Consider the following 11932-nt stretch of genomic DNA (forward strand, 5'->3'; position numbering starts at 1 on the left):
ATCTATATGAATTTTCCCCACAAAAAAATAGAGTAAGGTGTGAACCTTACTCCATCTCTGCAAATACCATACGATCTTTTCCGTTAATATCAAAAACAACTTCAACATGAGCATGCGGAAAGGCTTGTTGTAACAATTCCTTTACATCCTCACCTTGCCCTACTCCAATTTCAAATGCCACAATTGCTTTCTTCTGCAACACGTTCGGCAATTCTTCCATAAAACGGCGATAGAAATCTAATCCATCTTCACCGCCAACAAGTGCTCTCTTTGGTTCATGCTCTTTCACAACAGGAGAAAGACCACGCCAATCCTCTTCTGGTATATATGGAGGGTTTGAAACAACAACATCTAACTTTTGATCTATTTTATAAAATGGTGACAATAAATCACCGTGATAGAACGTTACTTCTGCACCCAAAGATTTTGCATTTTCTTTTGCAACTTCAATCGATTCTCGTGCAATATCTACCGTATACACATGAAGATTTTTATTTTCTAAAGCGAGCGTAATAGAAATTGCTCCACTACCTGTACCAATATCCGCTACATGAAGTTTCTCATTACCAAAGTGACGCTCAATTCTCTCTAGCACTCCTACTATAAGCTCTTCCGTTTCAGGCCTTGGTATTAATACCTCTTCATTCACAAAAAACGAGCGTCCATAAAACATTTCATAACCGAGCATATATTGGATTGGAATACCTTCCACGTGCTTGTGGATAAATTCTGCAAAACTTTTCTCTTGTTCCGCGGTTATCTCTTCACGCATATTCATGAGCATTCCTGTTCTGTTCGTCTTTAATACATGACAAAGGACAAGCTCTCCCGCATTTTCATCTCGTCCATTTTCCTGTAAAAAAGAAGAAGCCCATTTCAGGGCTTCATAGACACGCATTACTCAGCTGCCTCCATCTTTTGCGCCTGATCTTCCATCACTAAGGCATTGATGAAATCATCTAACTTACCTTGTAGGATTTGATCTAGCTTTTGAATCGTTAAGCCGATTCGATGGTCAGTAACACGGTTTTGCGGGAAGTTATACGTACGAATACGCTCTGAACGGTCTCCCGTACCAACAGCTTGTTTACGGTTTTGATCGTACTCAGCTTGCGCTTCTTGTCTGAATTTATCATAAACACGTGCACGTAATACTTTCATTGCTTTTTCTTTATTCTTAATCTGTGATTTCTCATCCTGACAAGATACAACTACACCAGTCGGTAAATGCGTTAAACGTACCGCTGACATCGTTGTATTAACGCTCTGTCCACCAGGACCACTAGAAGCAAATGTATCAACACGAACATCTTTTTCATGAATAGTAATTTCTACTTCTTCTGCCTCTGGTAATACAGCTACAGTTGCTGTAGATGTATGAATACGTCCACCAGATTCCGTTTCAGGAACACGTTGTACACGGTGAGCACCATTCTCGAATTTCAGCTTCGCGAAAGCACCTTTACCGTTAATCATAAAGATAATCTCTTTATATCCACCTAACTCTGTATAGCTCGCTTCGATAATTTCAGTTTTCCAACCTTGCACCTCAGCATAACGGCTATACATACGATATAAATCACCAGCAAATAAAGCTGCCTCATCACCACCAGCAGCACCACGAACCTCCACGATAACGTTTTTATCATCATTAGGGTCTTTTGGAACAAGTAAAATTTTCAGACGTTCTGATAATGTTTTCTCTTGTCCTTCTAATTCAGAGACTTCTTCCTTAACCATTTCACGCATATCAGCGTCTAACTTATCTTCTAACATTGCTTTTGCATCTCGTAATTGCTCACGAACATCTTTATACTCGCGGTACACCTCTACCGTTTCTTGCATATCAGATTGTTCTTTTGAATACTCACGAAGCTTATTTGTATCGCTAATAACCTCTGGGTCACTTAACAATTCATTTAACTTCTCATAACGATCTTCTACAGCTTGCAAACGATCTAACACATCATTCACCTCTACATCCTAGTATCTAATACAAATAGTATATGGTACTTACTCAAAAAAACGCAAATTATATTTAAAAGCGCAAGCGGCTTACACCACTCATTCTCTCTATTTTGAAAAAAACCCGCCCTACAAAGCGAGTTTTACTTATTTTTGTTTTCAGGAACTGCATGACAATGACGACAACGTGGTTCGTACGATTCTGAAGCTCCAACTAAAATAATCGGATCATTAAATGCCGCCGGCTCTCCATCAATTAATCGTTGTGTACGACTTGCCGGAGATCCACATGTAGAACATACTGCTTGCAGTTTTGTTACGTGTTCAGCAATCGCCATCAGCTGAGGAACTTGTCCAAATGGTAGACCACGGAAATCTTGGTCTAAACCAGCTACAATGACACGATAGCCACGATTTGCCAATACTTGCACCACTTCCACAATGTCCCCATCAAAAAATTGCACCTCATCGATTGCAATAACATCCAACTCTTCTGTAATATGTTCAAATATATCCTTTGAAGCTGAAACAGGAACTGCTTTTACCTTTAATCCGTTATGTGATACAACATCTTCTTCACTATAACGATTATCAATACATGGTTTAAATACAATTGCATGTTGTTTCGCAAATTGCGTGCGGCGCACACGGCGGATTAGCTCTTCTGATTTACCAGAAAACATACTACCGCAAATCACTTCAATCCAGCCATTTTGATTTATTAAGTACATGAAGCTCTCCTTTCATCTACTTTTTAGTTAAAAGTAGGGTAAAGGTATAATATTTTCGCAAAAAAAACAGACAAGCGAATACATACACTTGCCTGTTTTATGTTTTTATTACTTGATACCGTATTTCTTATTGAAGCGATCAACGCGTCCGTCTGCAGTAGCAAACTTCTGACGTCCAGTGTAGAATGGGTGAGAATCAGAACTGATCTCAACTTTTAGTAATGGATAAGTGTTACCATCTTCCCACTCAACAGTTTCGCTAGAGCCTTTAGTAGACCCGCTTAAGAATTTGAAGCCTGTGTTTGTGTCCATGAATACAACTTTCTTGTAATCTGGGTGAATTCCTGCTTTCATTCTTTTCATCTCCTTCCGCCCTGAATCATTTTCGAAACAGAGTTTTTCATCTTCAGCTGCATACACAACTATATTGATGAAACACATATGATGAAATTATAACAAGGCTAACTTCATTTTGCAACTACCTGTTTTTGTCTTTTTAAATTAAAAGTGGAGACGGCTCGTTCAGCTCTGACTGGCTAAGGTTCTCTCGCACAAAAGGTGCTCTTTACCTTTAGTGCGGGAGGTTCTTAGACACGAAGAGCTAGCCGTCGGAACTAGATACAATTTAAAAGCATAAGCGGCTCGTTCAGAATCCAGGACACTTCAAACTCTCGACCTTGAAGCGCCTTTTGCTTCGAGAGAGTGAAATGACCGGAGATTCTAGCCGCTGGAGCTGGATATTATCTTAAAGTGGAGGTGGCTTGCTTAGCTCTGGCTAAGGTTCTTTCGCCCTAAAGGTGCTTTTTACCTTTCGGGCGGAAGGTTCTTAGATGCGAAGAGCTAGCCGCCCGAACTGGATACAATTTAAAAGCGCAAGCGGCTCGTTCAGCTCTGACTGGCTAAGGTTCTCCCACTTACTTCTCCCTTTAACATCACCTAAAAAACATAAAAAAACTCGCTTACTACGAAATAAGCGAGTCCCAATCTTTTCCCTTTACTTAGTTGTTACATACCTTTTCGAGTCTGCAACAATGTTTTGTAAAAATTCTTCATTTGTCTTTGTTTGACGAAGTTTACGTAAGAAACCTTCAACGAAGTCTGGTGTATCACGCATTGTTTTACGAATACCCCACAACTTGTCTAAATGCTCTTTCGGAATTAATAGATCTTCTTTACGCGTACCAGAGCGACGAATATCAATCGCTGGGAAGATACGACGCTCAGCTAATGAGCGATCTAAGTGAAGTTCCATATTTCCAGTTCCTTTAAATTCCTCGTAAATTACATCGTCCATACGAGACCCTGTATCAACGAGCGCTGTTGCTAAAATCGTTAAGCTACCGCCCTCTTCAATATTACGCGCAGCCCCAAAGAAACGCTTCGGTCTATGGAAAGCCGCTGGGTCGATACCACCCGATAATGTTCTACCACTTGGCGGAATAACGAGGTTGTAAGCTCGCGCTAAACGGGTAATACTATCCATTAAAATGATAACGTCTTTTTTGTGCTCTACAAGACGCATTGCACGTTCTAACACAAGTTCAGCTACTTTAATATGATTTTCTGGTACTTCATCAAAAGTAGAACTTACAACATCGCCCTTAACAGAACGTTCAATGTCTGTTACTTCCTCTGGACGCTCATCAATTAGAAGCACAATTAATTCTGCTTCTGGATGATTTGTTGTAACACTGTGTGCAATTTCTTTTAATAGACTTGTTTTACCCGCCTTTGGAGGCGCAACAATTAAACCACGTTGTCCAAATCCAACTGGTGCGATTAAATCCATGATGCGTGTCGGTAACTTTTTCGGTTCCGTTTCCAATTTCATTTGGCGATCTGGGTATAATGGTGTTAATGCAGGGAAATGCACACGCTCTTTTGCTGACTCTGGATCATCTCCGTTTACAGCTTCAACTTGTAATAATCCAAAATAGCGTTCATTTTCTTTCGGAGGTCGTACTTTACCAGAAACCTTATCTCCATTACGTAAATCGAAACGACGAATTTGCGAAGCTGAGATATAAATATCTTCTGAGCTTGGAGAATAGTTGATAGGACGTAGGAATCCAAATCCTTCTGATTGAATAATTTCTAATACGCCTTCCATGAAAAAGAAACCTTCTTTTTCTGCTCGAGCTTTTAAAATGGCGAAGATTAATTCTTTTTTCGTTAATTTGCTATAATACGAAATCTTAAATTCTTTCGCAAGCTCGTATAACTCTTTTAATTTCATGTTTTCTAATGCTGCAATTGACAAATTCATTCAGACACCACACTTTAACGTTATTCTCTTTTCACATGGGTAAAGGGAAAAAATACGGAAGGCAAATAATTAATAATGAAAGGCAATAAGTTCAAGTAGGGTAATATTCACTATTGTAACCCTTTTATCTAGTTTTAATCAATACGTTGGGACACAAATACAATAAGCGAAGACAAGAAAATTTGTCTTCGCTTATTATTTAATCTAGTTTTAACAACTAGAATGGTCGGTAGCTTTGCTTCTTCCATTCTGAACGAGCCGCTTGCACTTTTTATTTAATAACCAAGTTCGGTTTTTTATTTAAACTATGGCGTCCGTCTACGAAACGTACTGTACCTGATTTTGCACGCATAACAAGAGATTGTGTTGTTCCAACGCTACCTTTAAATTGAACGCCTCGTAACAACTCTCCGTCTGTTACACCTGTTGCTGCAAAGATTGCATCGTCACCCTTTACTAAGTCTTCCATACGAAGGATACGATTTATATCTTCAATACCCATTTTTTTACAACGAGCTAATTCAGCTTCATTTTGAGGAAGAAGCTTTCCGTGGATTTCTCCACCTAAACATTTTAATGCGACAGCTGCTAATACTCCTTCAGGAGCCCCACCAGAACCGAATAAAATATCTACACCTGTACGGTCAAATGCTGTATTGATTGCTCCAGCTACATCTCCATCGTTAATCAATTTAATACGAGCACCAGCTTTACGAATTTCTTCGATAATTGCTTGATGACGTGGACGGTTTAAAACTGTTGCTACAACATCTTCAATATCCTTGTTTTTTGCTTTCGCAACTGCACGTAAGTTATCAATAATAGGTGCATCAATATCAACGGCTCCAACTGCTTCTGGACCAACCGCGATTTTATCCATGTACATGTCAGGAGCATGTAACAAATTACCATGATCTGCAATTGCAATAACGGCAAGTGCATTCCATCCGCCAGCTGCTACAATGTTTGTCCCTTCTAAAGGATCAACTGCAACGTCTACGCGCGGGCCATACCCTGTACCTAATTTCTCTCCGATATACAGCATTGGCGCTTCATCCATCTCACCTTCACCAATTACAACTGTACCTTTCATCGGAATTGTATCAAATACATCACGCATAGCTGACGTTGCTGCACCGTCTGCTTCATCCTTTTTCCCGCGTCCCATCCAACGCGCTGATGATAATGCTGCAGCCTCTGTTACACGTACTAACTCCATAGATAAACTTCTTTCCACGATAATCCCTCTCCTTTAAGCCTTTATATTTCTGCCGTATTTTGTGAACTTTATTTTTCTATAAAGTGTACTTCCGCAAATAGTGATACTTCGCTCCCCACTTGCGGAAGCATCACTTATGCGTTCTTCATCTCTTCAATTTCTTGCTCTGTCATTTGTTCTCGCCAAATGTTTGCACCAAGCCCTTTAAGCTTGTCTACTATATTTTCATAACCTCGATCAATATGCTCAAGTCCGGTTACTTCTGTAATTCCATCCGCCATTAATCCTGCAATAACAAGCGAAGCCCCAGCTCGTAAGTCACTCGCCTTTACTTTTGCACCTTGTAATAAAACAGGACCAGTTACAATTGCCGAACGACCTTCTACTTTAATTTGTGCATTCATACGACGTAATTCATCAATATGTTTGAAACGAGCGCCGTAAATTGTATCCGTTACAACTCCCGTCCCGTGCGCCTTTGTTAAAAGCGTCGTAAACGGCTGTTGTAAATCTGTTGCGAAACCTGGATATACAAGCGTTTTTATATCAACTACTTTTAACCTTCTATTACCGTTCACTTTAATTTGATCATCGTTCGTTTCAACTTGAACACCAGCTTCTCTTAGCTTTGCAGTAACTGACTCTAAATGCTGAGGAATAACATTATCAACTGTTACTTCTCCTCCTGATGCCGCTCCTAAAATCATATACGTACCAGCCTCAATACGATCTGGAATGATAGTATGGTGACAACCATGCAGTGAGTCCACACCATCAATTCGGATTACATCTGTACCAGCACCTTTAATGCGTGCTCCCATACTTGTTAACAATGTAGCTACATCAATAATCTCGGGTTCTTTCGCTGCATTTTCAATAACAGTTCTACCTTTTGCTCGGACAGCTGCTAGCATAATATTAATCGTAGCCCCTACACTAACAACGTCTAAATAAATACGCGCCCCGCGCAATTCATCTGCTCTTAAATAGATAGCACCTTGTTCATTCGTAACATGTGCACCTAACGCTTCAAACCCTTTAATATGCTGATCAATCGGCCTCGGTCCTAAATGACATCCACCTGGAAGCCCAATAACAGCTTTTTTAAAACGACCAAGCATCGCACCCATTAAATAATAAGAAGCACGCAACTTTTTCACTTTTCCATTTGGTAAAGGCATCGCAACCATGTTAGAAGGATCGACTACCATCTCTTCCTCCTGCCCATATGTTACTTTCCCTCCAATTTCCTCTAGTAAGTCTCCTAACATTTTCACGTCCGAAATATTAGGAACTCCACCAATGGTTACTGGAGTATCTGCTAAAATTGTCGCTGGAATTAGTGCAACAGCGCTGTTTTTCGCACCACTCACTCGAATTGTTCCATTTAAAGCTCTTCCGCCTTCAATTAGCAATTTTTCCATATTGAGCTCCCTTCTTGTGAATGTATTTACCTTCTAAATTCTTTATAAAAAGAATTAGAAGATTCCCCTTAAGAATCTCAATCACTCTTTCCATCCCAAAACTCAATAAATAGGAAACCATTATCTCCATTTCTCCTATATTCCGAATAGATAAAGATTAACTATTCATCGAGCAAAATTTATCAATTTAGATACGTTATCACATTTATTAATAGGACTATGCACATTATTTTCTATTTCAAAAACGAAATGATAAAAATCTTTAGACTTGTTCACGCTTTCATTATACAACGAAAGGAAACCGTCTAAAAGACTAGACGGTTTCCAAAACGGAATTTTATTCTTACGCTTTACCGTTAGAACCGAATTCGCGAATTTTACCAGCAACAGTTGCTTTGATAGCTTCGCGGCCAGGTCCAATATATTTACGAGGATCGTAAACTTCTTGATCTTTGTTTAATGCTTCACGAACAGCTTTTGTAAACTCAATTTGGTTCTCAGTGTTTACGTTAATTTTTGAAGTACCTAAAGAAATAGCTTTTACGATATCAGCAGTTGGGATACCAGTACCACCGTGTAATACTAAAGGTACGCCAGTGAAGTTGCGAACTTGCTCCATTTCTGCGAATCCTAAGTTAGGCTCACCTTTGTAAGGACCGTGTACAGAACCTAAAGCTGGAGCTAGGCAGTCGATGCCAGTTGCTTCAACAAGGTGCTTACACTCTGCAGGATCAGCGTAAATTACGCCTTCAGCGATGATATCATCTTCTTGTCCGCCAACTGTTCCAAGCTCAGCTTCAACAGATACGTTACGAGCGTGTGCGTATTCTACCACTTTTTTAGTAGTTTCAACGTTTTCTTCGAATGGGTGGTGAGAAGCGTCAATCATTACAGATGTGAAACCTGCATCGATTGCTTCTTTACATTTTTCGAAGCTTGAACCATGGTCAAGGTGAATCGCTACAGGAACAGTAATGTTCATTTCTTCGATTAAAGCTTTAACCATAGCTACAACTGTTTTGAAACCAGTCATATGACGAGCTGCACCCTCAGATACACCTAGGATTACAGGAGATTTTTCTTCTTCCGCAGCAGCTAAGATAGCTTGAGTCCACTCTAAGTTGTTCATGTTGAATTGACCAACTGCGTATTTTCCTTCTAGTGCTTTGTTTAGCATTTCTTTCATAGAAACTAAAGGCATGGTGAATCCTCCTAAAAAACGTTTTTTGTATCCGATAAATTCTTATCGCTGGTAGTATGACCAGAATAAGGTAAAATATGTATATTTACATACCGGACTTTTTTCTACACTCAATAGGATAACAACTTGTACTCAAAAACTCAACTGTATTCACCTGCTCAATAGTCCATGTAAACGCTTTTTTCCATATTTTTTATAAAAAATTCATTTTTTACGCCTCTACAGCAAGCTCATTTCTCACCGCTTGACGAATTTCATCAATATCAAATGGTTTAGCAAAGTGCATTAAAGCTCCTAAATCTTTTGCCTCTTGGATCATATCAAGCTCTCCATAAGCAGTCATTAAAATTACTTTAATACTCTCATCAATTTCTTTTACATGCTTTAAAATCTCTATACCATCCATACCTGGAATTTTCATATCTAACACAACTAAATCTGGATTATCTTTTTTCACGATATCTAAAGCTTGAAATCCATTCGCTGCTTGGAACGTCTGATAACCTTCTTTTTGGAACACTTCATGTAATAACACACGAATGCCATATTGATCATCAACGATTAAAATTTTCCCTTCCATAACTCCCAACCTTTCTGTATAAATACAAGATTTAAAGCTTCTTATATCTTAACGATTTATTTTCGCTATTCTTTGGCAAATTCCTTCCTATTCTTTCTTATTTTACCGTTTCCTTTTTTGTTATGCTACCCTACGATTTCACCTTTCTAAAAAAATACACTATAATGAAAGCCGGCGAACACGTACGAAGGGAGTAACATTATGTTAAAAATTTTTTCGACTCAATTAAGTGGTTATTTCTCCAGAGTTTCTCAAAAAGAGGAAATGAATATAGAAGATAGCGCTCGTCTACTTGCTCAAGCATTAGTTGGCGATGGCTTCATTTATTTACATGGTACAAATGAAATGGATGGTGTCGTTGCTGAAGCACTATTCGGTGCTGAACCAATGCAGCAAGCGAAACGTTTATTTGAAAATGATAAAGAAGCAGAAGTAACTTCTGCAGACCGTGTACTTCTTATTAGCCGTTTTTCAACAGATGAAGAAGCGGTAAGTATTGCAAAAAAACTTCAAGAAGAAGGCCACTCTATCGTTGGAATCTCTGCTATTCAAGAAGGTATTGAATCACTGGAACAATATACAGATGTACATATTGATACAAAGCTGTTAAAAGGTCTTATTCCAGACGATGAAGGTAATCGCTACGGATTCCCAAGTTTAATGATAGCCTTATTTGCTTATCACGGATTGAAATTTACAATTGATGAAATGTTAAACGAATATTAAAAAAAGCGCCCTATTTCAGGCGCTTTTTTATTACTTGCTCTCTTTATTCGTAATAGAAGCACTTACGAAATCATGGAACAATGGTTGTGGACGGTTTGGACGAGATACAAGTTCTGGGTGGAACTGTGCTGCCACGAACCAAGGATGATCTTTTAATTCAATGATTTCAACTAGGCGACCGTCTGGGCTTGTACCAGAGAATACAAATCCTGCTTTTTCCATATCCGGACGGAATTGATTGTTGAACTCATAACGATGACGATGACGCTCATATACAACCGGCTCACTGTAAGCTCTATAAGCATTCGTTTCTTCAGAAAGCTTACATGGGTATAGACCAAGACGAAGTGTACCACCTAAGTCTTCTACATCTTTTTGCTCTGGTAATAAGTCGATGATTGCATAAGGTGTGTCAGGATTAATTTCAGAAGAGTTAGCTCCTTCTAATCCTAATACGTTACGTGCAAATTCGATTGATGCAAGTTGCATACCTAAGCAAATTCCTAAGAATGGAACTTTGTTTTCACGAGCATATTGAATTGCAACGATTTTACCTTCTACACCACGATCTCCAAAACCACCTGGCACAAGAATACCATCTGTGTCACCAACTAATTCTTTTACGTTCTCTGCTGTTACGTGCTCAGCGTTTACCCATTTCACTTCTACATCTGTGTCGAATGAATAACCTGCATGACGAAGTGCTTCTACAACAGAAATATATGCATCTTGAAGCTCTACGTATTTACCAACAAGAGCGATTTTTGTTTTCTTAGAAAGGTTACGTACTTTATCAACTAGCGCAGTCCACTCTGTCATATCTGCAGCTGGATTGTCTAATTTTAAGTGATCGCAAACGATTTGGTCCATGTTTTGCTCTTGAAGAGATAATGGAACCGCGTATAAAGTATCTGCATCGCGTGCTTCGATAACTGCTTTTGTATCGATGTCACAGAATAATGCAAGCTTGTCTTTCATATCTTGAGAAACAGGCAGTTCTGTACGAACAACGATAATATTTGGTTGAATACCTAAGCTACGAAGCTCTTTAACGCTATGTTGCGTTGGTTTTGTTTTCATTTCACCCGCTGCTTTTAAGTACGGGATTAACGTACAATGAATGTACATTACATTGTCACGACCGATGTCGCTCTTAATTTGACGGATTGCTTCTAAGAATGGTAGAGACTCGATATCACCAACAGTTCCACCGATTTCTGTAATAACAACGTCCGCATTTGTTTCGCGACCAGAACGATATACACGTTCTTTAATTTCGTTAGTAATGTGAGGAATAACTTGAACTGTTCCTCCTAGATATTCACCACGACGCTCTTTTTGAAGAACTGAAGAGTAAATTTTACCTGTTGTTACGTTGCTGTATTTGTTTAAGTTGATGTCGATAAAACGTTCATAGTGACCAAGGTCTAAGTCCGTTTCTGCACCATCATCTGTTACGAATACCTCACCGTGTTGGTATGGGCTCATAGTCCCTGGGTCTACGTTAATGTACGGATCAAACTTTTGAATCGTTACGTTTAAACCACGATTTTTTAAAAGTCTTCCAAGAGATGCTGCTGTAATACCTTTACCTAAAGACGATACTACACCGCCTGTTACAAAAATATACTTAGTCATGAAAAAGCTCCCTTCTACCTTGTTGTTATATAATCACCGTTGCAAAGCGCAACGTATGTAGATAACACTGTATCTATCTTATTGTTAGACTCTTTTTGTATTCTAAACAAAAAACAAAAAAGAAAATTGCTCCCCTCATCACAAAAAGTAACAAGTAGGGAGCAATTTTCTTTTATATTTAC

At 39.0% G+C, this 11932-nt stretch carries 11 protein-coding genes; 1 reads left to right on the plus strand and 10 read right to left on the minus strand.

The annotated features are described in order from the left end of the window. Positions 1 to 46: 46 nt before the first annotated feature. The 9 genes from prmC to spo0F form a co-directional block, all read right to left on the minus strand. Positions 47 to 898 (minus strand): peptide chain release factor N(5)-glutamine methyltransferase, encoded by an 852-nt coding sequence (gene prmC / locus MHB70_RS25020; protein ID WP_001267071.1) that lies wholly within the window; start codon positions 896 to 898, stop codon positions 47 to 49. Next, the gene (gene prfA / locus MHB70_RS25025) at positions 898 to 1965 is read right to left on the minus strand and encodes a peptide chain release factor 1 (protein ID WP_000887062.1); all 1068 of its coding nucleotides are present in this window, start codon (positions 1963 to 1965) and stop codon (positions 898 to 900) included. The genes prmC and prfA overlap by 1 nt, the downstream gene beginning before the upstream one ends. 143 nt (positions 1966 to 2108) lie before the next feature. Beyond that, positions 2109 to 2696, minus strand: a complete 588-nt coding sequence (locus tag MHB70_RS25030; protein ID WP_061529770.1) for a thymidine kinase — start codon at positions 2694 to 2696, stop codon at positions 2109 to 2111. A gap of 108 nt (positions 2697 to 2804) precedes the next feature. Further along, a complete protein-coding gene (locus tag MHB70_RS25035; RefSeq protein ID WP_000643435.1) occupies positions 2805 to 3050 on the minus strand; it encodes a type B 50S ribosomal protein L31 in 246 nt (81 codons plus the stop codon). Between the two features lie 640 nt (positions 3051 to 3690). Then, positions 3691 to 4962: a transcription termination factor Rho gene (gene rho, locus MHB70_RS25040; RefSeq protein ID WP_001053898.1), complete on the minus strand. Its 1272-nt coding sequence runs from the start codon at positions 4960 to 4962 to the stop codon at positions 3691 to 3693. Between the two features lie 271 nt (positions 4963 to 5233). Beyond that, positions 5234 to 6199, minus strand: a complete 966-nt coding sequence (gene glpX, locus MHB70_RS25045; RefSeq protein ID WP_000442336.1) for a class II fructose-bisphosphatase — start codon at positions 6197 to 6199, stop codon at positions 5234 to 5236. Between the two features lie 116 nt (positions 6200 to 6315). After that, positions 6316 to 7605, minus strand: a complete 1290-nt coding sequence (gene murA, locus MHB70_RS25050; RefSeq protein WP_000413251.1) for a UDP-N-acetylglucosamine 1-carboxyvinyltransferase — start codon at positions 7603 to 7605, stop codon at positions 6316 to 6318. Between the two features lie 343 nt (positions 7606 to 7948). Further along, positions 7949 to 8806, minus strand: coding sequence for a class II fructose-bisphosphate aldolase (locus MHB70_RS25055; protein ID WP_061529769.1), 858 nt, complete (start codon positions 8804 to 8806; stop codon positions 7949 to 7951). Between the two features lie 211 nt (positions 8807 to 9017). After that, complete coding sequence (gene spo0F, locus MHB70_RS25060; RefSeq protein ID WP_000398594.1) at positions 9018 to 9386, minus strand: sporulation initiation phosphotransferase Spo0F; 369 nt, start codon at positions 9384 to 9386, stop codon at positions 9018 to 9020. Between the two features lie 201 nt (positions 9387 to 9587). Here spo0F and MHB70_RS25065 point away from each other — a divergent pair, with 201 nt between their 5' ends. Continuing rightward, positions 9588 to 10112, plus strand: a complete 525-nt coding sequence (locus MHB70_RS25065) for a DUF2529 domain-containing protein (protein WP_000912396.1) — start codon at positions 9588 to 9590, stop codon at positions 10110 to 10112. A gap of 30 nt (positions 10113 to 10142) precedes the next feature. On the opposite strand, the gene pyrG is transcribed toward MHB70_RS25065, so the two are convergent. After that, positions 10143 to 11750: a CTP synthase gene (gene pyrG, locus MHB70_RS25070; protein WP_000170441.1), complete on the minus strand. Its 1608-nt coding sequence runs from the start codon at positions 11748 to 11750 to the stop codon at positions 10143 to 10145. Between the last annotated feature and the right edge of the window lie 182 nt (positions 11751 to 11932).

Origin of the sequence: Bacillus sp. FSL M7-1020 (assembly GCF_038050415.1) — a bacterium.
Classification (GTDB): Bacteria; Bacillota; Bacilli; order Bacillales; family Bacillaceae_G; genus Bacillus_A; species Bacillus_A toyonensis.

What these genes read in the sequence shown, in the direction of transcription:
- MHB70_RS25035 (WP_000643435.1), bottom strand. Translation starts at nt 3,050, where the DNA reads ATGAAAGCAGGAATTCACCCAGATTACAAGAAAGTTGTATTCATGGAC.
- MHB70_RS25065 (WP_000912396.1), top strand. Translation starts at nt 9,588, where the DNA reads ATGTTAAAAATTTTTTCGACTCAATTAAGTGGTTATTTCTCCAGAGTT.
- pyrG (WP_000170441.1), bottom strand. Translation starts at nt 11,750, where the DNA reads ATGACTAAGTATATTTTTGTAACAGGCGGTGTAGTATCGTCTTTAGGT.
- rho (WP_001053898.1), bottom strand. Translation starts at nt 4,962, where the DNA reads ATGAATTTGTCAATTGCAGCATTAGAAAACATGAAATTAAAAGAGTTA.
- spo0F (WP_000398594.1), bottom strand. Translation starts at nt 9,386, where the DNA reads ATGGAAGGGAAAATTTTAATCGTTGATGATCAATATGGCATTCGTGTG.
- MHB70_RS25030 (WP_061529770.1), bottom strand. Translation starts at nt 2,696, where the DNA reads ATGTACTTAATAAATCAAAATGGCTGGATTGAAGTGATTTGCGGTAGT.
- prmC (WP_001267071.1), bottom strand. Translation starts at nt 898, where the DNA reads ATGCGTGTCTATGAAGCCCTGAAATGGGCTTCTTCTTTTTTACAGGAA.
- MHB70_RS25055 (WP_061529769.1), bottom strand. Translation starts at nt 8,806, where the DNA reads ATGCCTTTAGTTTCTATGAAAGAAATGCTAAACAAAGCACTAGAAGGA.
- murA (WP_000413251.1), bottom strand. Translation starts at nt 7,605, where the DNA reads ATGGAAAAATTGCTAATTGAAGGCGGAAGAGCTTTAAATGGAACAATT.